Annotated in this window: 21 protein-coding genes; 12 read left to right on the forward strand and 9 right to left on the reverse strand. The window is 72.6% G+C overall.

The window, feature by feature from the left end:
* Nucleotides 1–6 precede the first annotated feature (6 nt).
* From metF to QQ657_RS06010, 3 genes are all read left to right on the forward strand, one after another.
* Nucleotides 7–891 carry a methylenetetrahydrofolate reductase [NAD(P)H] gene (metF, locus tag QQ657_RS06000; RefSeq protein WP_284741049.1) on the forward strand — a complete coding sequence of 295 codons (885 nt, stop codon included), beginning with the start codon at nt 7–9 and terminating at the stop codon, nt 889–891.
* A 42-nt stretch (nt 892–933) separates the two neighbouring features.
* Entirely contained in the window at nt 934–2,622 is a 1,689-nt protein-coding gene (locus tag QQ657_RS06005) for a DUF885 domain-containing protein (protein ID WP_284741050.1), read from the forward strand.
* Between the two features lie 267 nt (nt 2,623–2,889).
* Nucleotides 2,890–3,762: a DMT family transporter gene (locus QQ657_RS06010; protein WP_284741051.1), complete on the forward strand. Its 873-nt coding sequence runs from the start codon at nt 2,890–2,892 to the stop codon at nt 3,760–3,762.
* An 18-nt stretch (nt 3,763–3,780) separates the two neighbouring features.
* Here the strand turns inward: QQ657_RS06010 and QQ657_RS06015 are convergent, their stop codons facing one another.
* A complete protein-coding gene (locus QQ657_RS06015) occupies nt 3,781–4,353 on the reverse strand; it encodes a GNAT family N-acetyltransferase (RefSeq protein WP_284741052.1) in 573 nt (190 codons plus the stop codon).
* Nucleotides 4,350–4,862, reverse strand: coding sequence for a YbaK/EbsC family protein (locus QQ657_RS06020; protein WP_284741053.1), 513 nt, complete (start codon nt 4,860–4,862; stop codon nt 4,350–4,352). Before QQ657_RS06020 ends, QQ657_RS06015 begins: the two co-directional genes overlap by 4 nt.
* Before the next feature lie 221 nt (nt 4,863–5,083).
* Between QQ657_RS06020 and QQ657_RS56935 the strand changes: the two genes are divergently transcribed.
* From QQ657_RS56935 to QQ657_RS06045, 5 genes are read left to right on the forward strand one after another with little or no spacing between them, the layout of a single operon-like run.
* Nucleotides 5,084–6,031, forward strand: coding sequence for an SAV_6107 family HEPN domain-containing protein (locus QQ657_RS56935; RefSeq protein ID WP_284741054.1), 948 nt, complete (start codon nt 5,084–5,086; stop codon nt 6,029–6,031).
* The gene (locus QQ657_RS06030) at nt 6,021–6,791 is read left to right on the forward strand and encodes a maleylpyruvate isomerase family mycothiol-dependent enzyme (RefSeq protein WP_284741055.1); all 771 of its coding nucleotides are present in this window, start codon (nt 6,021–6,023) and stop codon (nt 6,789–6,791) included. The genes QQ657_RS56935 and QQ657_RS06030 overlap by 11 nt, the downstream gene beginning before the upstream one ends.
* A gap of 58 nt (nt 6,792–6,849) precedes the next feature.
* Nucleotides 6,850–7,578 carry a VOC family protein gene (locus QQ657_RS06035; RefSeq protein WP_284741056.1) on the forward strand — a complete coding sequence of 243 codons (729 nt, stop codon included), beginning with the start codon at nt 6,850–6,852 and terminating at the stop codon, nt 7,576–7,578.
* 14 nt (nt 7,579–7,592) lie between these two features.
* On the forward strand, nt 7,593–8,429 hold the full coding sequence (locus QQ657_RS06040; protein ID WP_284741057.1) for an alpha/beta fold hydrolase: 837 nt from the start codon (nt 7,593–7,595) through the stop codon (nt 8,427–8,429).
* 56 nt (nt 8,430–8,485) lie between these two features.
* A complete protein-coding gene (locus tag QQ657_RS06045; RefSeq protein WP_434056720.1) occupies nt 8,486–9,565 on the forward strand; it encodes a GNAT family N-acetyltransferase in 1,080 nt (359 codons plus the stop codon).
* 13 nt (nt 9,566–9,578) lie between these two features.
* Here QQ657_RS06045 and def read toward each other — a convergent pair whose 3' ends face one another.
* Genes def through QQ657_RS06075 form a run of 6 tightly spaced genes read right to left on the reverse strand, consistent with a single transcriptional unit; the run spans nt 9,579 to nt 19,097 of the window.
* A complete protein-coding gene (gene def / locus QQ657_RS06050) occupies nt 9,579–10,079 on the reverse strand; it encodes a peptide deformylase (RefSeq protein ID WP_284741058.1) in 501 nt (166 codons plus the stop codon).
* 36 nt (nt 10,080–10,115) lie between these two features.
* Nucleotides 10,116–14,780 carry a DEAD/DEAH box helicase gene (locus QQ657_RS06055; RefSeq protein WP_284741059.1) on the reverse strand — a complete coding sequence of 1,555 codons (4,665 nt, stop codon included), beginning with the start codon at nt 14,778–14,780 and terminating at the stop codon, nt 10,116–10,118.
* Nucleotides 14,758–15,558 carry a DeoR/GlpR family DNA-binding transcription regulator gene (locus QQ657_RS06060; RefSeq protein WP_284741060.1) on the reverse strand — a complete coding sequence of 267 codons (801 nt, stop codon included), beginning with the start codon at nt 15,556–15,558 and terminating at the stop codon, nt 14,758–14,760. The genes QQ657_RS06055 and QQ657_RS06060 overlap by 23 nt, the downstream gene beginning before the upstream one ends.
* Nucleotides 15,530–16,828, reverse strand: a complete 1,299-nt coding sequence (locus QQ657_RS06065; RefSeq protein WP_284741061.1) for an MFS transporter — start codon at nt 16,826–16,828, stop codon at nt 15,530–15,532. The genes QQ657_RS06060 and QQ657_RS06065 overlap by 29 nt, the downstream gene beginning before the upstream one ends.
* A complete protein-coding gene (gene pdxA / locus QQ657_RS06070; protein ID WP_284741062.1) occupies nt 16,825–17,850 on the reverse strand; it encodes a 4-hydroxythreonine-4-phosphate dehydrogenase PdxA in 1,026 nt (341 codons plus the stop codon). Before pdxA ends, QQ657_RS06065 begins: the two co-directional genes overlap by 4 nt.
* On the reverse strand, nt 17,847–19,097 hold the full coding sequence (locus QQ657_RS06075; RefSeq protein WP_284741063.1) for a four-carbon acid sugar kinase family protein: 1,251 nt from the start codon (nt 19,095–19,097) through the stop codon (nt 17,847–17,849). Before QQ657_RS06075 ends, pdxA begins: the two co-directional genes overlap by 4 nt.
* A 182-nt stretch (nt 19,098–19,279) precedes the next feature.
* On the opposite strand from QQ657_RS06075, the gene QQ657_RS06080 reads away from it, so the two are divergent.
* The 4 genes from QQ657_RS06080 to QQ657_RS06095 all read left to right on the forward strand — a co-directional run bounded on the left by QQ657_RS06080 (nt 19,280) and on the right by QQ657_RS06095 (nt 23,259).
* The gene (locus QQ657_RS06080; RefSeq protein ID WP_284741064.1) at nt 19,280–21,121 is read left to right on the forward strand and encodes an Hsp70 family protein; all 1,842 of its coding nucleotides are present in this window, start codon (nt 19,280–19,282) and stop codon (nt 21,119–21,121) included.
* Nucleotides 21,122–21,160: 39 nt separating this feature from the next.
* A complete protein-coding gene (locus tag QQ657_RS06085) occupies nt 21,161–21,355 on the forward strand; it encodes a DUF3046 domain-containing protein (protein ID WP_284741065.1) in 195 nt (64 codons plus the stop codon).
* 238 nt (nt 21,356–21,593) lie between these two features.
* Complete coding sequence (recA, locus tag QQ657_RS06090) at nt 21,594–22,640, forward strand: recombinase RecA (RefSeq protein WP_284741066.1); 1,047 nt, start codon at nt 21,594–21,596, stop codon at nt 22,638–22,640.
* 91 nt (nt 22,641–22,731) lie between these two features.
* Nucleotides 22,732–23,259 carry a regulatory protein RecX gene (locus QQ657_RS06095; RefSeq protein WP_284741286.1) on the forward strand — a complete coding sequence of 176 codons (528 nt, stop codon included), beginning with the start codon at nt 22,732–22,734 and terminating at the stop codon, nt 23,257–23,259.
* A 100-nt stretch (nt 23,260–23,359) separates the two neighbouring features.
* Here QQ657_RS06095 and QQ657_RS06100 read toward each other — a convergent pair whose 3' ends face one another.
* Nucleotides 23,360–24,613 (reverse strand): MFS transporter, encoded by a 1,254-nt coding sequence (locus QQ657_RS06100; RefSeq protein WP_284741067.1) that lies wholly within the window; start codon nt 24,611–24,613, stop codon nt 23,360–23,362.
* Nucleotides 24,614–24,620: the final 7 nt, after the last annotated feature.

Raw genomic sequence — 24,620 nt, forward strand, 5'->3', positions numbered from 1 at the left:
TCGGGTATGACGTCGGTGATCGAGCGGTTGCGAGGAGACGGGCCGAAGTTCTCCATCGAGTTCTTCCCGCCCCGGGACGCGGCGGACGAGGCCGTCCTCTGGAAGGCGATCCGGGAGCTCGAGCCGTACGACCCGGCCTACATGTCGATCACCTACGGGGCCGGCGGCTCCAGCCGCGACGGCACGATCCGCAGCATCGCGCGCGTCGCCACCGAGACGACGCTGGTGCCGATGGCGCACCTGACCGCGGTCAACCACACCGTCGCCGAGCTGCGGAACGTGATCGGCTGGTACGCCTCGGTCGGCGTCCGCAACATCCTCGCGCTGCGCGGCGACCCGCCGGGCGACGTCTACGGCGACTGGATCCCGCACCCGGAGGGCCTGACCTACGCCGAAGAGCTGGTGCAGCTGGTCCGCGAGCTGGGCGACTTCTGCATCGGCGTCTCGGCGTACACCTACGGCCACCCGCGCTCGGCCGACCTGGAGTCGGACACGAAGTACCTGGTCCGCAAGCTGCGCGCGGGCGCCGACTTCGCGATCGCGCAGCTGTTCCACGACGCCGAGGACTTCCTGCGGCTGCGCGACCGGGTGGCCGCGACCGGCTGCGACGTCCCGGTGCTGCCCGGCGTGATGCCGCTGACCACCATGCGGACGCTCCAGACGACGATCAAGCTTTCCGGAGCGCCGGCGCCCCGGAAGCTCCTGGACCGGCTCGAACCCCTCGCCGACGACCCCAAGGCGTTCCGCGCGGCGGGCATCGACGTCACCACGGAGCTGTGCGAGAAGCTGATCGCCGAGGGCGTGCCGAACCTGCACTTCTACACGTTCAACCGGTCGAAGGCGACGCGCGAGGTCATCGCCCGGCTGGGGCTCGTCCCGGCCCGCACTTAAGGCCGTACCACCGGCCCCTGGTGGCCCGGTAGCGTGCGGCGCATGGCTTCTACTGCTTCCGATGGCGTGCACGGGATCTGTGACCGCTACGTCGACGAATACGCGGCCGCGGACCCGGTCGCGGCGACCGCTTACGGCATCACGGGTCACGACCACCGGCTGACCGACTACTCGGCGGACGGGTTCGCCGGGCGCGCCGCGCTGGGGTCGCGGGCGCACGCCGCCGTCACGGCCACCGAGCCGCAGGACGCCGCCGAGCGCGCCGCGAAAGCCGTGTTCACCGAGCGCGTCGGGCTGGAGCTGGAGATCCACGAGGCCGGCCTTGACGTGGCGAGCCTGAACGTCATCTCCAGCCCGGTGCAGGAGCTGCGAATGGCGTTCGACCTGATGCCGCTCGACACCGAGCAGGACTGGTCGGTCGTCTCGGCCCGGCTCGGCGAGGTCCCGCAGGCGCTCGCGAACGTCCGCAACGGCCTGCTCTCGGCGGCCGACAACGGGCACGTCTCGGCGCTGCGGCAGATCGCGAAGGTGGCGGAGCAGTGCGAGACGTGGGCCGGGCTGCAGGAGGAGACGGGCTACTTCACCCAGCTCGTCGGCGGCGCGTCTTCGCCGGGTGAAGCGCTGAAGGGAGACCTCGCGCACGGCGCGCGGGCGGCCGAGGAGGCGTTCGCGGAGTTCGCCGGGTTCCTGCGGGCCGAGCTGGCGCCGAAGGCCCCGGTCAAGGACGCCGTCGGCGAGGACGTCTACCGCCTGTGGTCGCGGTACTTCGTCGGCGCGGCGCTGGACCTGCGTGAAGCCTACGAATGGGGCTGGGCGGAGTTCGCCCGGATCGAGTCGGAGATGCGGACGGTCGCGAACCGCGTCAAGCCGGGCGCTTCGGTGGCAGAGGTCGCGGCAGTGCTCGACGCCGACCCCCGCTACCGCGTCCGCGGCCGCGCGGAGTTCGAAGCGTGGATGCAGCACCTGTCCGACGAAGCGCTGAAGTCGTTGCGCGGCAAGCACTTCGAGATTTCGGATCGCGTGATGGCGCTGGAGTGCAAGATCGCCCCGCCGGGCGGAGGAGTGGGCGCGTACTACACGGGCCCGAGCGAGGACTTCGCCCGCCCGGGCCGGATGTGGTGGTCCCTGCCGGCCGGCCGCGACGAGTTCGTCACGTGGCGCGAGACGAGCACGGTGTACCACGAGGGAGCACCGGGTCATCACCTCCAGATCGCGACGGCGGTGGACCAGTCCGAGGGGCTGAACAAGTACCAGCGCCTGATGGCGTTCACGTCGGGCCACGCGGAGGGCTGGGCGCTGTACTCGGAGCGCCTGATGGAGGAACTGGGCTACCTGTCCGACGACGGCGACCTGCTGGGAATGCTGTCGGAACAGCTCTTCCGCGCGGCGCGGGTGGTGGTCGACCTGGGCATGCACCTGGAGCTCGAGATCCCGGCGGGAACGGGCTTCCACGAGGGGTCGCGGTGGACCCCGGAGCTGGGCCTGGAGTTCATGCTGACCCGCACGATCACCGACGATGCGCATGTCCGCGACGAAATCGACCGATACCTGGGGTGGCCCGGTCAAGCCCCGGCGTACAAGATCGGCGAGCGCCTGTGGCTGGCGGCCCGGTCGGAGGCCCAGGGGCGGGCCGGCGGGGCGTTCGACATCAAGCGGTTCCACATGCAGGCGCTGCGGCTGGGCGGGATGGGGCTGGACACGCTGCGGGAGCAGCTGGCCCAGCTGGACTGAGATCCGCCGTGGGGGGGGGGGGCCGGGGGGGGCCGGGGGGGCCCCGGGGGCCGGCCCCCCGCCGGGGCCCCCCCCGCACCCCGGGGCCCCCCACGGCGTTCGCCACCACTAGGTTCGCCCCGTGCGCCGAATCCTCTTCGTCACCCCACCGCCCCGCGCCTGAGCGGGGTGGTCCCCAGCCGCGTGGCCTCCAGGGCCCGCGGCTGATTCGTCTTGCACCGCCCCGCGTCGTCGAGCTCCCTTTTCCTTCGACGCAGGAGCGTTCCTTTGACAACCCTGTCCACGCGCGCCCGGTCCTCGGCCGCGCTCGTTCTCGCCGGTGTCCTCTGGGGCACCGGTGGCCTCGCCGGCTCACTGCTCGGCCAGCTGGCCGGCCTCCACCCGCTCGCCGTCGCCGCGTACCGGCTGCTCGTCGGCGGCGGCGTCGCGACCCTCTTCGTCCTGCTGAAAGGCGGCGCCTTCCCACGCACCGCCGAAGCGGCGAAGCGGCTTCTCGCCGTCGGTGCGCTGTTCGCCCTCTTCCAGGCGAGCTACTTCGCCGCCGTCGCGCTCAGCTCGGTCAGCATCGCCACGATGACCACCATCGGCGCCGCGCCCGTCGTCGTCACGCTCGCGGTGGTGCGCAAGCCCCACCGCTGGACGGTGCTCTCCCTCGCCGGCACGCTCGCCGGCCTGGTGCTGCTCCGCTGGTCACCGGACGAACCCGCCCACCTCATCGGCGGGCTCGGTTTCGCGCTTCTCGCCGCGGCGGGCTTCGCGGCCCTGACGCTGCTCACCGCGAAGCCGGTCGACGGCCTGGACCCGCTGTCCACGACGGCGTTCGGCTGCCTGACCGGCGGTCTCCTGCTCACCCCCGTGGCGAGCTGGACGGGCATGGCGCTGCCGCTGCACGCGGACGTCCTCGCGGCGGCCTGCTACCTCGGTGCGGTGCCGACCGCGCTCGCCTACGCCGCCTACCTGCATGGCCTGGCGACGGCGCATCCCGTCCTGGGTGCGCTGTCGGCGGTGCTCGAGCCGCTGACGGCCGCTGTCCTGTCCGCCGCGTTCTTCGGGGAACGGCTCGGCGTCACGGCCTGGTGCGGCGCCGCCGTCCTGGTCGCGGCATTGGCGATCGGGTACTGGCGTCCCGAACCGCGTTGACCGGTGCTGCCCCTCGGCTCAGCGCGAGTCGAGGGGCAGTGCCCGCCCGAGGATCGCGAACGGCCGCGGGTCGCCGGCGAAGTGGTAGTCGCGCAGGACGTCGACGAACCCGGTGCGCCGGTAGAGCTTCCACGCCCGGCTGGTGCCCTCGGGCGTCGACAGCAGGACGTTCGCGCTCGGCACGCCGTCCAGCAGCGCGCGCAGCAGGTCCTCGCCGATCTGGTGGCCCTGGTTCTCCGGCTTGACGTGGATCTCGGTCAGCTCGAAGTAGTCCGACAGCCAGCGCTCCGCCGCTTCGGGCCCGAAGCGGCGGCTCAGGCCGTGGCGCACCTGCTCGTGCCACCACTGCCCGGCCCGGCCGCGGTAGCCGTAGGCGAGCCCGAGCAGGACGTCGTCGGCGTCGAGCGCGGCCATGCAGCGCCAGCCCTCGCGCAGTGCGTGGGTGAGCCACATCGGCGCGCGCTGCTCGGCGGTGCCGGCCGGGTACCGCATCGCCCGGACGTAGATGTCCAGCGCCTCGGGCAGGCGGGCGCGGAACTCGTCCGAGGAGAGCTGGACGTAGCGGGAGCAGCCGGCGGGCATCGCGGTCACGGCTGTCCATCTTCCTCCGCGCCGCTGAGCGCGCCCGGGGTGCCCCCGGTCAAGGCGACCAGCTCCGCGAAGGTGGTGGGGTAGACGGTCTTGGGGTGCCCGGCGGCGGCCCACACGACGTCGTGGGCGCGCAGCGCGGTGTCGACCAGCGTCGGCAGCGGCCCCGGGTGCCCGGTGGGGGCGACCCCGCCGATCGGCTGCCCGGTGTGCGCCCGCACGAAGTCGGCGTCGGCCTTGCCGATTCCGGCCCCGGCCAGCCGCTCGAGGGTGGCCGGATCCGCGCGATGGGCGCCCGAGGTGAGCGCGAGGAGCGCTTTTTTGTCGGACCCCAGGCGGAAGATGAGGCTGTTGGCGATGGCCCCCACGGGCACGCCGAGCGCTTCGGCCGCCTGAGCGGCGGTCCGGACCTCGGCGGGCAGCACGCGGATGCCCTCGGCGGCGGCGTGCTGCCCGGCTTCGGCCAGCGCGGCCGCCACCTTGGCGACGGCGGGGTGGTCCAGCGAACTCATGAACCTATGAGATCACGCCACCGACCTGGTGTCCCGCACCACGTCCGGGGATTCCACCCGTGGGGTTGAGCGGACACCGGGTCGGGGTTACTCTGGAAATTGTTCGAACAGACGTTCGACATCGGTGAGCGCGCACCGGTCAGGTGCCCGGCGGCGGGCGGGGGAAGCGTCCGGCCGCCGGGTACTCGATCGGGCTCACCCCGCGCAGGAGGAGGGTCGTCATGTCCGTCAAGGTCGTGTCCCCCACGGAGTCCGGGCAGCCGCAGCTGCCCATGCCGCTGCGCCAGCCGGTGACCCCGGCAGCGGCCGGCACCCACCACGGCCGCCCCCGCCGGACCCGCCCGACGGCCGCCGGAGAGGGCCGGCTGCGCTCGTCGGCGGTGGCTGACGCGGGGCAGCCTGAGCTGCCGATGTCGCTTCGGCCGCCGGTCGCGGATGCCGGTCAGTCCGATCTGCCGGCGTCGGAGCGACCGCCCACCTCCGGTGCGGAGCTTGAGCAGGTCCAGCTGCCGATGTCCTACTCGCCGGTGCCGGCGGCAGACCCGGAGCAGCTGGCTTCGCTGCGCCCGCCCACCGCCGATGCGGAGTCCGGTTCGCCCGCTGCCGATGCTGGTCGCAGCCAGTCCGAGCTGCCGACCTCGCTGCGCCCGCCCACCGCGGACTCCCCGCAGGCCCAGCTCCCGGCCTCCCTGCGCCCGCCCGCCGCCGATGGGGAACCCGCCGCCCACGCTGAGCGGAGCCAGCCTGAGCTGCCCATGTCCCTTCGCCCGCCCGCAGCACCCGTTGCGGCCGGCCTGCTCGCCCAAGCCCGGCGCGGGCTCGCCGAGGCCGAGCGGGAGACCGCTCCCGCCGAGCGCTTCATCGGTGCCTACCTCGCCGCCCTCCGTGGCGCCGCCGCCGTGCTCGCCGCGCGGGGGCGTCCGCACCGGGGTCGCGCTCGGCCGGCCAGTACCTGGGTGCTGCTCGACTCCGTCGCCCCCGAACTTCAAGAGTGGTCGGCCTTCTTCGCGGGCAACTCGGCCGCGCGCGCCGCCGCGCAGGCCGGGATCACCGGCAAGGTCACCGCCGAGTCGGCCGCCGAGCTGGTGCGGGCCGCCGCGTCGTTCCTCGAACTGGTCCGCCGCCTGGTGCACGGCCTCCCGATCACCGGGGAAGCCCATGTCGCGTGAGCACGGCCCGGTCGACCGAGGGCGGCTGCTCACGGCGCTGGGGATCGAAGGCCGCGTGCTGGCCGAGGCCGTCCACGCGGCACCCGCCGAAGCGCCGGTGCCCGCCTGCCCGGGCTGGTCGGCCGCCGAAGTGGCCCGGCACGTCGGCAGCCTCTACCGGATGGTCCGGCGCCGGCTCGCCGAAGGCCGCAACCCCGAAGACTGGCAGCGCGACCCCGAGCCGGGCCAGAGCCTGGCCGCGTACCTGGAGACCGGTCTGGCCGAACTGCTCGACGAGCTGGCCGCGCACGACCCCGAAGAGCGCGCCGACACGTGGTGGCCGGCCGACCAGACCTACGGGTTCTGGCGCCGGCGGATGCTGCACGAGACGCTGGTCCACCGCGTCGACGTCGAGCAGGCGGCGGGCGCGGAGCAGCGCGGCGTCGCCGAGGACCTGGCGATCGACGGCATCGACGAGGCGCTGACCCTCTGGTTCGGGCACAAGCTGCCGATGCTGGGGCTGACCGGCACGAAAGCGGGCTCGGTCGGCGTGCGCACCGGCGCGCACAGCTGGATCGCGCGGGCCGGGCCCGAGTCGACCGAGGCCTGGCGCTGCTCGGCCGAGGAGGCCGAGACCGCGGACGACGTCGTCACGGCCGCCGAACCCGGGCGGATCTACCTGTGGTTGTGGGGCCGGTCGTCCCTGACCTCGGTGACCGTGCGGGGAGTGCACGACCAGGCGGCCCAGCTCTGGGCGCTGATGCGGCTCGCGACCCGATGATCCGGCCGGTGGGGAAGCCGAACCGGAACTGTCGGGGGTGGCGGTTAGCCTGCGCCGCATGACCACGCGCCTGGTGAACCTGGTGATCGACGCGGCGCGACCGAGGGTCCTGGCGGACTTCTGGGCCGCGTTGCTCGGCTGGTGTGTCGCCGTCGAGGAGCCGGATGAGGTCGACGTGCGCGCCCCGGAGACCGACGGCTGGGACCTCGACCTCGTTTTCGTGCCCGTACCCGAGGCCAAGGAGGTGAAGAACCGGATCCACCTGGACCTGGCGAGCACGTCGCTCTCGCACCAGGCGGAGCTGGTGTCGCGCGCCTTGGAACTCGGCGGCCGCCGGGTCGACCTCGGGCAGGGTGCCGTGCCGTGGGTCGTGCTGGCCGACCCGGAGGGCAACGAATTCTGCGTCCTCGAGCCCCGCGACCGGTACGCGTCGGGTGCCGTGGCTTCGATCGTGGTCGACGCCCACGACCCGGAGCGCATGGCGGACTTCTGGACACGGCTCACCGGCTGGCCGGTCGGCGCCCGCGAAGGCGACGTCCTGGTGGGGCTGCGCGCGCCGTCGGGCCGCGGGCCGTGGCTGGAGTTCCTCCGCAACGACGACGTGAAGAGCGTCAAGAACCGGGTGCACCTCGATGTCGCGCCGCCGTCGGGTACCGAGCACGCGGAGGCGGTGTCGGAGGTCGTGGCGGCGGGTGCGGCGCCCGCGGACCTCGGCGGGCCGGCCCTGCCGTGGCGCGTGCTGATGGACCCGGAGGGCAACGAGTTCTGCGTACTGACCCCGCGCTGACCTAGCTTGGGAGCATGGAGATCTTCGAGTGGCAGGGGCGCCGGATCGCCTGGGACCGGGCCGGATCCGGCCCGGCGGTGGTGTTCTGCCACGGCACACCGTGGTCGTCGGCGTTGTGGCGGCCCTTCGCCAAAGCGCTGAGCGAAGACTTCACCGTCTACCTCTGGGACATGCCGGGCTACGGCCGGTCCTCGAAGGACGCGGATCACCCGGTCGACTTCGGCGTCCAGGCCGAGGCGTTCCGGGCGCTGCTCGCGCACTGGGGCCTCGACCGGCCGCACGTCGTCGCCCACGACTACGGCGGTGCCGTGTCGCTGCGTGCCCACCTGGTCCACGGCGTGCCGTACGCGTCGCTGCTGTTGGCCGACGCCGTGGCCATCCCGCCGTCGGGCTCGCCGTTCTTCCAGCTCGTCAAGGAGCACCCGGACGTGCTCGCCCAGGTGCCGCCGTACATCCACGAGGCGCTGGTCCGGGCCTACATCGGCAACGCGAGCTTCCGCGAACTGCGGGAGGCCGACCTCGCGGAGCTCACCGCGCCGTGGCTCGGGGAGGAAGGCCAGCCGGCGTTCTACCGCCAGATCGCCGCGTACGACGAGCGCTACCTGGCCGAGAACGAGGCGGAACTGGGCCGGGTGGATCTCCCGGTGCGCGTGCTCTGGGGTGCCGAGGACACGTGGATCCCGGCCCCGATCGGCGAGCGGCTGGCCGCGGGCATCCGCGGCGCGACGTTCACCCCGGTCGCCGCCGCCGGTCACCTCATCCAGCTGGACGCCCCGGTCACCGTCGCGACCGAGCTGCGATCCTGGCTGACGAGTGTTTCGCCCGGGTTGCCGGGTCACGGCCAACGCTGACCTGCGCGAAACACCGGCGTCCTGGCCCGGCAACAACCGCGCGGGACCGTGGTGGCATGGAGACCTCCAGAGCGTTGCCCCAGGTCGGCCCGGCGGCCGCCGTCGACGTGGCGGACGCGCCGTCCGCGTGGCGGGTCCGGATCCGGATGCACGACCACCCCGGCACCCTCGCCCGCATCGCGATCCGGCTCGCCGACCTCGAGTGCAACATCCTCGGCCTGGCCGTGCTGCCCGTGCCCGGCGGCGTGCTCGACGAGATCGTCCTGCGCCCGGCGACCGGCCTGCCCCGGCGGCACCTGGCCGAAGCCATCCGCGCCGAGGGCTGCGAGTGCACGGCGATCATCGACGCCGACGTCCACGAGCTGGTCGACCCGGCGTCGTCGACGCTGCTCGCGGCCCGCCGGGCGGTCGACGACCCGGCCCGCCTCGCCGAGGTGCTGAAGGACGTGCTGGCCGCGGACGTGGTCACGCGCGTCCCCACGGCCGAGGCGAACCCGGCCCGCACCGAGAGCGGGCACCGGGCGGTGTTCGCGCTGGGCGGCGGGGACGCGCTGGTGGCACGGCGCCAGTGGGCACCGTTCGTCCAGCTGGAGCTCACCCGCGCCGAAGCACTGGTGACGTTGCTGACCGCGGCGGAGCGGAACGTCGCGGGCCCGGTGGTGCTCAACCGCCCGGACGGCGCGGCGATCGTCCTGCGCAAGGGCGTCCCCGCCGACGCCGAAGCGGTGTCCGGACTGCACCGCCGCTGCTCGACGGCGACGCTCTTCCGCCGCTACCACACGGGCGTCCGGACGGTCCCGCGCCGCTGGCTGCACCGCCTGCTGGTGCCCCCGCGTGGCACGAGCGTGCTCGCGGTCTTCGGCCGCGAGGTGATCGGCCTGGCCCAGCTGATCCCGTCCGCGACGGGCGGCGCCGAGATTTCCCTGCTGGTGGAGGACGACTGGCAGCGCCAGGGCATCGGCACGGCCCTGCTGTCCAGGGTGGCGACGCTCGCGGAGGCTCAGGGCATCGCGGAGCTGAGGGCGGACTGCCTCCCCGGCGACGATGTGCTGCCGCGGACGGCGGCCCGGGCGGGGCTGCGCACGGAACGCTCCCTCGAGGAGGGCACTCAGCTGCGGATGTTCCTGCCGGGGTGAAGCCGGGGCCTGGTCAGCGTTTCCAGAACCAGTCCTTGTCGCGTGCTTCGCGCATGGCCGTCTTCTTGCGCTCGGCCGTGAGGCGGTCCAGGTAGAGCACGCCGTCGAGGTGGTCGGTTTCGTGCTGGAGGCACTGGGCCAGCACCTCTTCGCCTTCGACCTCGATCGGCTCGTTGTGGATGTCGACGCCCCGGACCTTCGCGTGCTTCGCGCGCCTCGTCGGGAACCACAGCTCCGGCACCGACAGGCAGCCCTCGTCGATCTCGTGTGTCTCCTCGGACAGCTCGACGATCTCGGGGTTGACGACGTACCCGGCGAGCCCGGCGACGTCGTAGCTGAAGATGCGCAGCCCGACCCCGATCTGCGGCGCGGCCAGCCCGGCGCGTCCCGCCGGCTTCACCGAGTCGACCAGATCCCGCACGAGCGCCTCGAGCTTCGCGTCGAACACCGTGACCGGGTCGCAGACGGACTTGAGGATCGGGTCCCCGAAATAGCGCAGCTCGCGCATGGCCATGAGCAGAACATCCTTCGTGCGTGTCGGACTGGCAGCTTAGGCCCGCAGGCGCAGACCCGAGGGCGTGGCCCGGAAACCGGCCTCCCGCAGGACCTCCGCCAGCTCCGACGTCAGTGCCTGCTCGCCGTCCGCGCGCTGGACCGCCAGCTGGCCCAGCCAGCCCTCCCGGACCGCGGCCGACAGCGCCTGCGCGGCGTCCGCCAAGGGTTGCCGTTCTTCGGTGAAGCTCAGCAGTGACCGGCCTCCTCGCTCGACGTACAGCGCCGGAACCCCGTCCACCAGCACCGCCAGCGCACCGGCCTTGCGGGCCGGGCGGTGCTTCGTGTCGCCCGTCGCCGCCGGCCAGGGGAGCGCCGCGCCGTACGGCTGGGCCGGGTCCGCCGCTGCCAGCACCACCGCGCGGCCGGGCGCCGGGCGGCCCGGACCCGACAGCGCGCGCAGCCGGTCCACCGCCCCCTTCGCCGCGAACTGGGCCGCGCCCAGCCCCTCCACGACGTAGCCGCGGATCACCTGGCCGGTGTCCTCCATGCCGCGCAGCACCTTGTAGATCCCCGAGAACCCGCCGGTGACGCGTTCGGTGTCGAGCGCGCCGCGGGTCAGGACGCCGTGGCGCTCCAGGAACGCCTCCGTCCGCGCGTGGGCGCGCCGGGTCGCGTCGGTTTCGCGGACCGGCGTCAGCGCCCAGCGGCCGGCGACCGTCGGGGGCCCCGACCGCGACGGCATCTGCGGCCGCCCCGCCCGCAACCGCGCGTACCGGCCGCGGGGAGCCTGGCGCCGCGGCTTGTGCGCGCCGTGCCCGGCCACCTGGGCCCGCAACGGCCCCAGCGTGTCGCCCGTGACCAGCCCGGCCCACACCAGGTCCCACAGCGCGGCCACGACTTCGGCGTCGTCCGGCGCCTTGTCCACCAGCACGCTCGCGCGGTCCACCAGCTGGCGGAAGAACAGCGCACCACCCTCCAAAGTGGACACGAGCGCGTCGTGCAGCGGGCCGGTCGGGATGTCCTCGACGACTTCCGGCAGCAACAGGTCGGCGACGTCGGTGGGGGCGAGCGCGATCCAGCCGTCCCCGCCGGACAGCGCGCCGCAGCCCGCCCACGTGACCTCGCCCGCGGTCGTCAGCTCGTCCAGCAACGCGGGGGAGTAGCCCGGCAACCGGCCGGGCAGGATCAGCGACTCCACCGCGCTCGCCGGCAACGGCGCCCCGGCGAGCTGCTCGACCACCGACAGCACGTCGTCCGCCGTCGGCGCCGCCCGGACGCGGCCGCCGAACCCGTGCCACGCCGGCAGGAACCGGCCCAGCGCCGCCGGTTCGACCGGCTCCACCTCGGCCCGCAGCTTCGCCAGCGACGCCCGCCGCAGCCGCCGCAGCACCGCGGAGTCGCAGTATTCGACACCTACGCCGTGGGTGTCCGGATGCCCGACGGGACTCAGCTCGCCGCGCACCAGGCGGCCTTCCCCGGTCATCCGGTCGAGGACGCCGGTGACGACCGCCGCGCCGAGCCCGAACCGCGCGGCCACGGCCGCCGCGGCGAACGGCCCGCGGCTGCGGGCGTAGCGCGACAGCAGGTCGCCGAGCGGATCCGCGACCGGTTCGGTGAACGCCTCGGGAACGCCGACGGGCAGCGCGGTGCCCAGCGCGTCCCGCACCTTGCCGGAGTCCTCGATCGCCAGGAACCGTTCCGTGCCGCCTATCCGCACCCGGATCGCCCGCCGCGCCGCCTCCAGCTCGGTGAGCCACTCCGCCTGGCTCCCGCGCTCGGCCGCCTCTTCGACGGTCAGGTCGCCGAGGAACCGCAACAGGTCGGCGGCGTCCTCCGCCGAGCGCGCGTGCCGATCCGGGTCGAGCCGCTGCAGCGACCGTTCCACCTCGCGCACGGCTTCCGGGTCGAGCAGCTCGCGGATCGCCTCGGTGCCCAGGAGTTCGGCCAGCAGCCCCGAGTCCAGCGACAGCGCCGCCGCCCGCCGCTCGGCCAGCGGCGCGTCGGTCTCGTACAGGAACATCCCGACGTAGCCGAAGAGCAGGCTGCGCGCGAACGGCGACGCGGCCGGCGTCTCGACCTCCACCAGCCGGACCTTGCGAGCCCGGACGTCGGCCATCAGCTCGCGCAGCCCGCTCACGTCGTAGACGTCCTGCAGCACCTCCCGCATCGCTTCGAGGACGACCGGGAACCGCTCGTACTTCGACGCGACCGACAGCAGCTGCGACGCGCGTTGCCGTTGCTGCCACAGGGGAGTGCGCCGCCGCGGGTCCCGCCGCGGCAGCAACAGCGATCGCGCCGCGCACTCCCGGAACCGCGCCGCGAACACGGCCGAGCCGCCGACCTCCGCGACGATCAGCTGCTCGACCTCTTCGGGATCGAGCAGGATGTCGTCCGCGCCGATCGTGACGTCGCCGCCCTCGGCGTCGAGCGCGTCCGGCAGGCGCAGCACGATGCCGTCGTCGGAGTGCGCGACCTGCGCGTCCACCCCGCGGTTCTCCCGCAGCCGCGCGGCGATGGCCAGCGCCCACGGCGCGTTCACCTGCGCGCCGAACGGCGAGTGCACGATGATCCGCCAGTCGCCCAGCTCGTCGCGGTAGCGCTCCAGCAGGATCGTCCGGTCGTTCGGCACGTGCCGGGTGGCCGACTTCTGTTCGGTCAGGTACGCGAGGAGGTTGTCGCACGCCCGCTCGTCCAGCCCCGCCGCGGCAGCTCGCTCGCGCGCCTTCTGATCGTCCGCTGTGGACAGTTCGCGGACGAACTTGCCCAGCGCCCGGCCGAGTTCCAGCGGACGGCCCGGCGCGTCGCCCTTCCAGAACGGCATCCGCGCCGGTTCGCCCGGCGCGGGTACCACGATGACCCGGTCGTGCGTGATGTCGGTGATCCGCCACGACGACGTGCCGAGCAGGATGGTGTCGCCGACGCGCGACTCGTAGACCATCTCTTCGTCGAACTCGCCGACGCGCGAACCGGGTTTGTCGTCCCCACCCGGCGTCATCACGGTGAACAGGCCGCGGTCGGGGATGGTGCCGCCGGAGGTGACGGCCAGCCGCTGCGAGCCGGGCCGCCCGCGCAGCTCGCCGGCGATGCGGTCCCAGGTGATCCGGGCCCGCAGCTCGCCGAACTCCTCGCTCGGGTACCGGCCGGCGAGCATGTCGAGCACCGCGTGCAGCGCGTCGTCCGGCAGCGACGCGAACGGCGCCGCCCGCCGCACCAGCGCCGCCAGGTCCGGCACCGTCCACGTCTCGAGCGCCACCATCGCGACGACGTGCTGCGCCAGGACGTCCAGGGGGTTGCGCGGGTAGCGGACCGCCTCGATCGCGCCGCTCGCCATCCGTTCGGCGACCACCGCGCAGGACACGAGGTCGCCGCGGAACTTGGGGAACATCACCCCGGAGGAGACCGCGCCGACCTGGTGCCCGGCCCGGCCGACGCGCTGCAGCCCGGACGCCACCGTCGGCGGCGCCTCGATCTGCACCACCAGGTCGACCGCGCCCATGTCGATGCCCAGCTCCAGCGACGACGTCGCCACCACGCACGGCAGCCGCCCGGACTTGAGGTCTTCCTCGACGTGCGTGCGCTGCTCCCGCGACATCGACCCGTGGTGCGCGCGGGCGATGACCGGCGGCGCGCCGGTGCTGACCCCGGACTGCCCGACGGCGTCGGCCGGGAACGTGTCGGCCGGCGTGAGCTCGGTCTGCTCGGCGGCCAGCTCGTTCAGCCGGGCGGTCATCCGCTCGGTGAGCCGGCGCGAGTTGGCGAACACGATGGTCGAGCGGTGGTCGCGGATCAGGCTCAGCACCCGTTCCTCGACCGCCGGCCAGATCGACGGCCGCTGCACCGGGTTGCCGGCGATCTCCTCCAGCGTGCCCAGGCCGCCCGGCGCGATGTCGCCGGGCGGGAACGCCTCGGTCAGCGACTCGAGCTCGTCGAGCGGGCTCGGCGCGGGCCCGCCGCGCGGCGCGTCGAGGTTGCTCATGTCCTCGACCGGGACCTCGACCCGCACATCGATGGTCTTCGCCAGCTTCGGCTGGACCACCCGCACCGGGCGGCCGCCGGCCAGGAACGCGCTCACCTCGTCGACCGGGCGGACCGTCGCCGACAGCCCGATCCGCTGCGCCGGCTTGGGGAGCAAGGAGTCGAGCCGTTCCAGCGACAGCGCGAGGTGCGCGCCGCGCTTGCCGCCGGCGACCGCGTGCACCTCGTCGACGATCACGGTCTCGACGCCGCGCAGCGACTCCCGCGCCGACGAAGTGAGGATCAGGAACAGCGATTCCGGCGTGGTCACCAGCACGTCCGGCGGGGTCTTGCCGAACGAGCGGCGCTCGGCCGCGGTGGTGTCGCCGGTGCGCATGCCGACTTCGATCTCCGGCACCGGGAGCCCGAGCCGCCGCGAGGCCTGCGAGATGCCGGCGAGCGGCGCGCGCAGGTTCCGCTGGACGTCGACGGCGAGCGCCTTCAGCGGGGAGACGTAGAGGATCCGGCAGCGTTTCGTGGCCTCCGCCGGCGGCGGCTCCACCGACAGCCGGTCCAGCGCCCAGAGGAACGCCGACAGCGTCTTGCCGGAGCCGGTCGGCGCGACGACGAGGGCGTGCTCGCCCGCGTGCGCCGCCCGCCAGGCGCCTTCCTGCGCCGCGGTGGGCGCGGCGAAGGCCCCCGCGAACCAGTCGCGGGTCGCGGGGGAGAAGAGGTCGAGCACGTCAACTGCCACGTCGTCCATCATGCGCGGGAGCACCGACAGTTTCCGGCGTGCCCGCCAGGATCACGCTCTGGGCGAACTGCGGGTACATGACGTCGACCTTCGGTTCGTCGGTGACCAGCCGGTACTCGCGGTCGAGCGGCGCCCAGTACGAGAAGGGCGCCTGGCCCAGCTTGGAGTGGTCGGCCAGCACGTACGCCTCGCCGCCCGCGTGCAGCATCGCGTGCTTGACGACCGACTGCTCGAGTGAGGGGCAGCACAGGCCCCGCTCGGCCACCAGGCCGTCCGCGCCCAGGAACACCCGGTCGGGTGAGATGTGCCGCAGCTGGGCCAGCACGCTCTCGCCCAGGATCGCTTCGTTGGGGTGGCGGACCCGGCCGCCGAGGACGATCAGGTCGATCCCCGCGAAGCCCGCGAGCTCGCGGATGGCGTTGACGCCGTTGGTGACGACGGTCAGCCCCTCGCGGTGGGCGAGGTGGCGGGCGAGCCTGCCGGTGGTCGTGCCGGCGTCGAGCAGCACGACCTCGCCGTCGCGCACCAGCGCGGCGGCTTCCCGGGCGATGGCGTCCTTCGCCGCCGCGTGCTCGCGGTCCTTCTCGAGCGGACTGCGTTCGGTGTCGAGCGCGCCGCCGTAGGTGCGGACGACGTGCCCGGCCCCGGCGAGCGAGGCGAGGTCGCGGCGGATCGTCGACTCCGAGACGCCGAACTCCTCGGCCAGTTCCGCGATGCCGCCCGAGCCGTCGCGGACGGCCTCCAGGAGCATCGCGCGCCGGTCACGGGTGCCTGGTCGAGGCTGGGACATGCGCCGAGTCTTCCACGAGAGACGGTTTCAGCCCGAAGAACGCCAGCCCGGCGGCAACGGCGAGGAACGCGGCCAGGACCACGAAGCCGGTGGTCGGGCTGCCGGTGACGTCGGTGAGCCAGCCGACCAGGTAGGGCCCGGCGAACCCGCCGAGGTTGCCCAGCGCGTTGATCAGGCCCATCGCCACGGCGACGACCTCGATGCCGAGGATCCGGCTGGGGATGGCCCAGAACGGCCCGTACGGCATGTAGACGCCGGTCGCGACGACGCAGAGCAGCACCAGTTGCACCGCCGCCGGCCAGTGCACGAGGTTGCCGAGCAGCAGCCCGGCGATGGCGACGACCAGCGGCACCGCGACGGCGAGCCGCCGGTTGCCGGTCCGGTCCGACCAGTGCGCGCACGCCACCATCCCGGCCAGCGCCAGGACGTACGGCACGGCGGACAGGAAGCCGACGGCGGTGGCCGAGCCGCCGGTCATCGTCTTCACGACCGACGGCAACCACAGGCTGAAGCCGTAGAACCCGGTGATCCAGAAGAAGTAGACGCCGATCAGCAGCCACACCTGCCGGTTCGCCAGTGCCTGCCGGTAGCCCTGCTTCGCGAACGCGGGCTTCGCCTCTTCTTCGGCCTTCAAGGTGCTTTCGAGGTACTCGCGTTCTTCGGCGGAGATCCAGCGGGCCTGCGCCGGGCGGTCCGCCACCGCGAACCACCAGACGACGGCCCACAGCAGCGGGGGCAGGCCCTGGATCACGAACACCCAGCGCCAGGACATGTGGTCGAGCATCAGCCCGGACAGCGGCGACATGACGATCGCGGAGATCGGCAGGCAGGTCATCCACAGCGCGTTCGCCCGGGCGCGTTCCGCCTGCGGGAACCACGACGCCAGCAGGATCAGCACCGCCGGCCACACACCGCCCTCGAACAACCCGAGCAGCAGCCGCGCGAGGTGCAGCTGGGTTTCGTTCTGCACGAGGCCGCACAGGACGGCCGCGACCGCCCAGGCGATCATCAGCAGCAGCACCGTCTTGCGCGCGCTCCACTTCACCGCCAGCACGGCCGCCGGGATCTGCAGGACCAGGTAGCCGATGAAGAAGATGCCGCTCGCCAGCCCCTTCGCGCTGGCGGACAACGGGAAGTCGTCGCCGATGTAGGGCAGGATCACCGCGACGTTCGTGCGGTCGAGGTAGGCCAGCATGTACATGACCACCGCGACCGGGATGACGTACGCCCAGCGCTTGCGGGGCACCCCCGCCGGCACCGCAGCCGTCATCGGTTCGGTGGGTAGATGGCGGGCAGCTTCCGCGCGTACGGCGCCAGGGTCGCCGCGGCCTTGAACGCCGCGACCATCGTGCCGTGCGACGCGCGGCCGGTGCCGGCGATGTCGAACGCCGTGCCGTGGTCGACCGACGTGCGCAGGATCGGCAGGCCGACCGTCACCGAGACCGTGCCGTCGAAGTCGTACGTCTTCGACGCGATGTGCCCCTGGTCGTGGTAGAGCGAGAGCACGCCGTCGAACCGGCCCTGGATCCCTTGGTGGAACACCGAATCCGCGGGGATCGGGCCGACCACGTCGAGCCCGGCGACCCGCGCGGCGGCCACCGCGGGCGCGATCGCGATGATCTCCTCGTCGCCGAACTTGCCGTTCTCGCCGCCGTGCGGGTTCAGCGCCGCCACGGCGAGTCTCGGTTTCTCGGTGCCGAACACCTCGAGCGCGGTGTACGCCTCGCGGATCGCGTGTTCGATGTTCTCCCGCGTGATCTGGTTGATCGCTTCGCGCAGCGAAAGATGCCGCGTGGCGAAGAAGATCTTCAGCCCCGACACCCAGAACATCGTGTTGAACCGGGTCGAGCCGGTCAGCTCGCCGAGCATCTCGGTGTGCCCGAGGTGCTGGGAGCCCGCCGCCCAGATCGCCTCCTTGTTGATCGGCGCGGTGACGACCGCGTCGACCTCGCCGGCCAGCGCGAGCCGGGTGGCCACCTCGATCGCGCCCACGGCAGCGGCGCCCGCCGTCGCGTTGACCTCGCCCCACGGCAGGTCTTCCCGGACCACGCCGAGGTTGAGGATGTCGATCACGCCGGTGGTGAACCGCGCGTCGGCGACCGTGGCTATCGGGTTGATCTCCAGGTGCAGGCCGAGGTGCCGGACCAGGCGTTCCAGCACGATCGCGTCACCGACCGCCACCCCGCGCGCCAGCTGCAGGGACTCGGGCTCGGCGAGCGTCTTGAGGGCGATCTCGGGGCCGATGCCCACGGGGTCGCCGAGGGTGACGGCGAGGATGGGGAGGTCGCTCACGGGTTGTTCCTTCCGGTGGCCAGCACGTGGTTCAGGTGTTCCAGGCAGGCGACGGCGGCGTCGCGCCCGCCGATCAGCCCGCCCTTGGTGGCGAAGGGCAGCCCGGTGTGCGGGCCGCCGGAGAGCCTCCCGGCGACCGCCAGGGGCAGGACTTCGGTGTCGATCTCGAAGCCCTCGGCACCGAGTGCTTTCGTGACTTCGACGGCGATGTCGCCGCCGGTGGCGTACAGCCCGCCGATCCGGTGCCCGCCGAGCACCAGCCGGGCGGCTTCCCCCAGTGCAGGCGGGATCTTCGCGGCCACCTCCGGATCGACCGGCGTGCCCGGGGTGGGCGCCCGGGTCCGGATACCCACGACCCGGTGCCCGGCTTCCAGGAGTTCGCCTGCCGCCGCGGCGATCGACGGGGGATCGGGCCGCTCCGGGTCGACGTCGACGTAGCGGGCGTCCAGCACCAGCTCGGTTTCCAGCACCTGGTCGCGGGTCTGCCCGGTGATGCTGCCGATCACGGCGAGCACCGGCGGGACGGTGCCGTGGCCGGGCGCGAGGCCCAGCGCCGCGGCCAGCCGGACGCCGAACGGGCCCGAGTCCACCGAGATCCACCGCGTGCCCTCGGCCGCCAGCCGGGCCGCGGCCTTGGCGACGGTGGTGAGGTGCCGGTTCGTGGTGGCGTCGCAGACGACGATCCCGGCCGGCCGGCGCAGCGCGGCCACGACCGCGTCCACGCCTTCCTCGACGATGTCCAGCGGCAGTTCGGCGATCTCCCGGCCGGTGGGCTGCAGGAGCGTGCGGATCCGCGACGACTTCACCGGGGCCAGCGGATCGCGTGCTGCGGGGCTTTCGGCCAGCGGCACGCCGTCGACCAGGTGCAGGCCGCCGAGGGTGACCCGGCCGGCGTCCGGGAACGCGGGCACGACCAGGGCCCGGGCGTCCGGCGCCGAGGCCAGGACGGCTTCGGTCTCCACGCCGACGTTGCCGCGCAGCGTCGTGTCCACGCGCTTCACGGTCAGCTCGACCGGCCCGGCCAGCTCGATCGCGGTCCGCACCATCCGCGCGGCGTGTGGTGGCGAGGCGTGGCGGGTACCCAGGTTGACCACCAGCGCGTCGATCCCGCTTTCCGCGCGGAAGCAGGGCGCGTCCGGATCGAGCGGCGCGTTGACGGAAACCGCGCGCAGCCCGAAGCGGGCGTACAGCGCTCCGGTCGCATTGCTGCCGGTCAGGTCGTCCCCGAGGACGAGCAGCTTCGGCATCGCGAACGCTCCTTTGCGCAGTTTGTGCAACTCGAATGACCGAACTGCGCAACTATCGTGCACCGCGATCACCGCCGAAGTCAAGGAGCAGTGACTTTCGCGGGTCCGCACGCACGGTGACCGCGCACATGGCAGCATCACGGCGAACGCCGTCGAGGCGGGTTTTCGTGAAGGGGAGTGCAGTGCGGATCCTGTCGGTGGACCTCGGGACGTCCAACACCGTCGCCGTCCTTTCGGCGCACGGCATGCCGCCCCGGGTCGTCGAGGTGGACGGCTCGGCCAACATGCCGTCGGCGGTGTTCGCGACCGAAGACGGCACGATCATGGTCGGCCGTGACGCCGAGCGCCGCGCCCGCCTCGACCCGACGCGCTTCGAGCCGAATCCCAAGCGCCGCATCGACGAGCAGACCCTGCTGCTCGGCACCGACGTCGTCCCGGTGACCGACGCGCTGGCCGCGATCCTGCGCCGCGTGCTCGAAGAGACCTCCCGCCAGCTCGGCGGCGAGCAGCCCGACGAGGTCCGGCTGACCCACCCCGCGCAGTGGGGCCAGACCCGCCGCAACGTCCTGATGTCGGCCGCCCGGCTCGCCGGGATGGACCGGAACATCCTGCTGGTGCCCGAACCCGTCGCCGCGGCGGCGCACTTCGCGTCGTTCCCCGGCAAGTCGCTGGCCCCCGGGCAGGCGCTCGCGGTCTACGACCTCGGCGCGGGCACCTTCGACGTCGCCGTCGTCGGCGCCACGCAGAACGGCTTCACCGTGCTCGCCGAGGACGGCCTGCCCGACCTCGGGGGCCTCGACGTCGACCAGGCGCTGATGGTGCACGTCGGGCGCGAGGTCTCGCACTCCGACCCGCAGCGCTGGCAGCGGCTGCTGCGCCCCGAGTCCACCGGGGACAGGCGCACCCGGCGCGCGCTGCAGGAGGACGTCAAGGCGGCCAAGGAGGCGCTGTCGCGGCACCCGCAGACCGAGGTGCCGATGCCCGAGCCGTTCAAGGACGTCCTCGTCACGCGCGGTGAGCTGGAAGGCCTGGTCCGGCCGGCGATGCTGCGCAGCGTCGAACTGCTTTCGCGGACGCTGCGCTCGTCCGGGCTGACCCCGGACCGGCTGGCCGGCATCTACCTCGTCGGCGGGTCGAGCCGGCTGCCGCTGGTCGGCACGATGATCGCGGAGAAGCTCGGCGTCGTGCCGGGCAGCCTCGACCAGCCGGAGACCGCCGTCGCGCTCGGTGCCCAGCACGTCGCCCGCGACGGGCTCGGCGCGCGGACGCAGAACGTCGAAGGAGCGGTGGCCGCCGGTGCGCCGCACCGCCCGCAGTACGCGCCGCCGCCCCCACCGCAGTACCCGGGCTACGCGCCGGCGAACTTCCCGCCCAGCGGCCCGCAGCCGGTGCCGGCGAACTTCCCCGCGTACTCGCCTGCCGCCGCCGCGGAGAAGGCGGAGCCTCGCGGGAAGAAGAAGCTGTTCATCGGTATCGCGGTCGCGGTCGTCGTGGTGCTCGCGGCCGGGCTGACCTTCCTCCTGACGTCGTCGTCCTCGACGGCCACCTACACCGCCGACCAGTGCAAGACGCCCGGCCAGGCCGACGACAAGGGCCTCACCGGCTGCCTGCGCCAGCTCGCCGGGAAGATCGCCGACACCGGCGACTGCAAGCCGGGCATGGGCAACGGCCCGGCGGCGCCGGCGGAGAACCTCGGGGTGGCCTCGACCTGCTCCGCGCCGGGCCGGGCGGGCACGCAGGTCACCTACGTCCAGGGCGCCGGCGCCGACGCGCTCAAGCAGTACACCGACGGCCTGCTCACCTCGGCGGGCGGCGACCGCACCGAGGCCGACTGGGGCGGCAACGGGCTCAAGGGCCACTACTCGTCGGCCGCGGGCAGGACGTCGGCGGTGCTGGTGTTCACGGTCTCGGACCGGCCGCTGGTGGGGTTCATCTACCAGCTGAACTCGAACGACCAGGCCCAGGCGACCACGCCGGACACCCTCGCCAACTACTTCGAGGCGAGCGTCCAGCCGGGCGGGTAGCGAACGGACCGTTCGCGCCGTCCGGATAGAGTGGGTCCGATGCGGATCACGGTTTTCCGGCGGCTGATGGCCGAGGAGTTCGGCCCCGGGCGAGCCCAGGTGCTGGCCAGGGACCACGTGCTCAGCGCACTCGGCGGCCGCACGGTCGACCAGGCGCTGACCGCCGGAATTCCGGCCAAAGACGTCTGGCGCGAGGTCTGCGACGCCTTCGACGTGCCGCGCGAGCGGCGCTGACCTGGGCGGATCCGCACGGGTCCTGACCCGGGCGGGCGAAAATCCTAGCGCAAGGGTGTGTCGCTGCCGACCTCGAACAGGTGTTCGTCTAAGGTGTTGTCCACATCGGGTCCAGCGATCCACAGATCGGGCGCCGCGCCTGGAATTGTCGGTCCCCGCCGCTAGCGTCGGACCGGACAGCTGAAGAACTGACACAGCGCCCTCGAGACGGGGGCTTCGACCAGCGAGGTGGACTTCCATGCCTGCAGCACCCGACAAGGACAAGGCGCTCGAGCTCGCGCTCGCGCAGATCGACAAGCAGTACGGCAAGGGCTCGGTCATGCGGCTCGGCCAGGACGGCCGCGCGCCCGTCTCCGTGATCCCGACCGGCGCGATCGCCTTGGACGTCGCGCTCGGCATCGGCGGGCTGCCCCGGGGCCGGGTCGTCGAGATCTATGGCCCGGAGTCCTCCGGTAAGACCACGGTCGCCCTGCACGCGGTGGCGAACGCGCAGAAGAACGGCGGCATCGCGGCGTTCATCGACGCGGAGCACGCGCTGGACCCGGAGTACGCCAAGAAGCTCGGCGTCGACACCGACGCGCTGCTCGTGTCCCAGCCGGACACCGGTGAGCAGGCACTCGAGATCGCGGACATGCTGATCCGCTCCGGCGCGCTCGACATCCTGGTCATCGACTCCGTGGCCGCGCTCGTGCCGCGCGCCGAGATCGAGGGCGAGATGGGTGACTCGCACGTCGGCCTCCAGGCCCGCCTGATGAGCCAGGCGCTGCGCAAGATGACCGGTGCGATGAATAACTCCGGCACCACCGCGATCTTCATCAACCAGCTGCGCGAGAAGATCGGCGTCATGTTCGGCTCCCCGGAGACGACGACCGGTGGCAAGGCACTGAAGTTCTACGCGTCGATCCGCCTCGACGTGCGCCGCATCGAGACGCTCAAGGACGGCGGCGAGCCGGTCGGCAACCGCACCCGCGTCAAGGTCGTGAAGAACAAGATGGCCCCGCCCTTCAAGCAGGCCGAGTTCGACATCCTGTACGGCCACGGCGTCTCCCGCGAGGGTTCGCTGATCGACATGGGTGTCGACCAGGCGATCCTGCGCAAGTCCGGCGCCTGGTACACCTACGAAGGCGACCAGCTCGGCCAGGGCAAGGAGAACGCGCGGAAGTTCCTGCGCGACAACCCGGACATCGCCAACGAGATCGAGAAGCGCATCAAGGAGAAGCTGGGCATCGGCGCGCAGGTCGACGCCGAGGCCGTCGAAGCCGTGCCGGCGCCGGTCGACTTCTGATCGATCGAGTTCGGGGTCCTCACCGCGGTGCGATCCACGGTGAGGTGCGGATGAACAAAGAGGAGTAGTTCAGGTGGCGAGGGCGCCGAAGATTCCGCCGGCCGAGCTGCCTCCCGAGGAGCGGTACAAGAAGGCCAAGGAGATCTGTTACGACCTCCTGGCCGTGCGTGCGCGTACTCAGGAGGAGCTCCGGCAAGCCTTGCACCGCAAGGGGTTCGACGAGGAGACCAGCGAGACCCTGCTCGGCAAGCTCGACCGGGCAGGGCTGGTGAACGACGCGGAGTTCGCCGAGCTGTGGGTGAAGTCGCGGCACGAGACCCAGGGGCTGTCCCGCACCGCGCTGCTCGCCGAACTACGGCGCAAGGGCGTTGACGACGAAGTCGCGGCGCAGGCGGCCGGTGAGGTCGATCGTGAGTCCGAGGAGCAGATGGCCAGGGAACTGGTCCGCAAGCGCCTCGGCTCCCTGGGCAACGTCGACGAGCAGACGGCGTTGCGGCGGCTGCTCGGCTTCCTGGCCCGCAAGGGCTACCCGCAGGGGCTGGCGTACACGGTGATCAAGGAGGAACTCCGCGAGTACGGCGCGGAGTCCACCCTCCTCGACGACGCCTACATCGACTGACGCCCGCCCGCCCGAGGGCGGGCATCGCAGGCGAAGCTTGACGGTGCACCACCGCCGGATCGTCGGCGGTGGGCGCCGGGGCTCGAGCGCCGGCGCCGCGTCAGGCTGACACTGTCTCTCGTTCGACCGGCTGACGGCGGTCCGAGCGGTGCTTGCGGACCATCAGCAACAGCACTGCGAGCAACCCCATCACCACGCACGTGACCACCGCCGACAGCACCAGGAACTCGTTCAGCTGCCCGGCCGCCAGGTACGCGCCCAGGGCCACCGCCACCACGGCGCACACCGCGCGGTCCACAATGGACTCCATCGACAGGAGCGTCGCGCGGTAGCGGGAGTCCGGGATCGAATCGTTCAGCAGCTGCTTCTGCACCGGGAACGAAATCCCTGTCGCCACCGCGAAAACGCACAACACGAGCACCGTCGCGAAGGAGCCCACGAACACGACCACTCCAAGACACAACGCCATCACGATCGTCAACGTGAACACCGATCCCACCGGGCCGATCGCGCGGCGGAGGCGGTGCGGGCGGGCCGCGCCCAGGGCCTCGAAGACCGTCATCGCGGCCAGGACCGCGCCGTACCAGTTCACCGACAGCGACTTCGACTCCAGGATCGGCTGGAACAAGTTCACCTGACAGATCCTGACCAGCGTGAACATCGCGATGCCCTGCACCATCAGCAGCATCAGCCACCGTGACGAGCGCAGCGCCGACAGCGCGCCACCGACTCCGGCGAGCAGCGAGGCCGTCTTGTCCTTGACGAGCCGGCCGCCCGGGATGGCCGGGAGCTTCAGCGCGAACACCAGCGCCACCGCCGCGTTGATCGCCGTCAGCCAGTACGGGGACGGGAGGTTCCACGTCATCAGCAGGCCGATCACCGGCCAGTACACGATCTTGCCCACCAGGCTGAACGCGCGGCCGACACCTTCGACCCGCAGGTAGTGTTCCCCTGCGCCGGAAGCGTGGAGGTATTCGTACAGGTACGCGCTCTGGGCGCCGGACACCAGCGACCGCGCGAGCGCGATCAGGATGAAGTGCAGCAGGAACCCGGTGTACGAGCCGAGGAACACCGGCACCAGGTTCGCGGCCACGAGCACGCCGGCGCCGGCCGCCAGCGACGTGCGGTAGTCGAACCGGTCGGCGATCATCCCCGTCGGGATCTCCAGCAGGCAGAACACGATGTAGTAGATGCTCTGGATGCCGAAGATCTCGCCGTCGGACAGGCCGACGAGCTTCTGGTACTGGTAGAAGATCGGCACCCACAGCAGCAGGCCGAAGAAGAACTGGAACCCGTAGGTCAGCCGCACGGTGCGGCGGACGGCGGGGTTCGCGGGCAGGCGAAGGCCCAGCATGGTCGTG

It is taken from the genome of Amycolatopsis ponsaeliensis, from assembly GCF_030182635.1.
Lineage (GTDB): Bacteria > Actinomycetota > Actinomycetes > Mycobacteriales > Pseudonocardiaceae > Amycolatopsis > Amycolatopsis ponsaeliensis.

Bases quoted from the DNA above. Each gene is read 5' to 3' on its own strand.
- metF (WP_284741049.1), top strand. From the start codon at position 7: ATGACGTCGGTGATCGAGCGGTTGCGAGGAGACGGGCCGAAGTTCTCC.
- QQ657_RS06005 (WP_284741050.1), top strand. From the start codon at position 934: ATGGCTTCTACTGCTTCCGATGGCGTGCACGGGATCTGTGACCGCTAC.
- QQ657_RS06020 (WP_284741053.1), bottom strand. From the start codon at position 4,862: ATGAGTTCGCTGGACCACCCCGCCGTCGCCAAGGTGGCGGCCGCGCTG.
- QQ657_RS56935 (WP_284741054.1), top strand. From the start codon at position 5,084: ATGTCCGTCAAGGTCGTGTCCCCCACGGAGTCCGGGCAGCCGCAGCTG.
- QQ657_RS06030 (WP_284741055.1), top strand. From the start codon at position 6,021: ATGTCGCGTGAGCACGGCCCGGTCGACCGAGGGCGGCTGCTCACGGCG.
- QQ657_RS06035 (WP_284741056.1), top strand. From the start codon at position 6,850: ATGACCACGCGCCTGGTGAACCTGGTGATCGACGCGGCGCGACCGAGG.
- QQ657_RS06040 (WP_284741057.1), top strand. From the start codon at position 7,593: ATGGAGATCTTCGAGTGGCAGGGGCGCCGGATCGCCTGGGACCGGGCC.
- QQ657_RS06045 (WP_434056720.1), top strand. From the start codon at position 8,486: ATGGAGACCTCCAGAGCGTTGCCCCAGGTCGGCCCGGCGGCCGCCGTC.
- def (WP_284741058.1), bottom strand. From the start codon at position 10,079: ATGGCCATGCGCGAGCTGCGCTATTTCGGGGACCCGATCCTCAAGTCC.
- QQ657_RS06055 (WP_284741059.1), bottom strand. From the start codon at position 14,780: ATGATGGACGACGTGGCAGTTGACGTGCTCGACCTCTTCTCCCCCGCG.
- QQ657_RS06060 (WP_284741060.1), bottom strand. From the start codon at position 15,558: ATGTCCCAGCCTCGACCAGGCACCCGTGACCGGCGCGCGATGCTCCTG.
- QQ657_RS06065 (WP_284741061.1), bottom strand. From the start codon at position 16,828: ATGACGGCTGCGGTGCCGGCGGGGGTGCCCCGCAAGCGCTGGGCGTAC.
- QQ657_RS06075 (WP_284741063.1), bottom strand. From the start codon at position 19,097: ATGCCGAAGCTGCTCGTCCTCGGGGACGACCTGACCGGCAGCAATGCG.
- QQ657_RS06085 (WP_284741065.1), top strand. From the start codon at position 21,161: ATGCGGATCACGGTTTTCCGGCGGCTGATGGCCGAGGAGTTCGGCCCC.
- recA (WP_284741066.1), top strand. From the start codon at position 21,594: ATGCCTGCAGCACCCGACAAGGACAAGGCGCTCGAGCTCGCGCTCGCG.
- QQ657_RS06100 (WP_284741067.1), bottom strand. From the start codon at position 24,613: ATGCTGGGCCTTCGCCTGCCCGCGAACCCCGCCGTCCGCCGCACCGTG.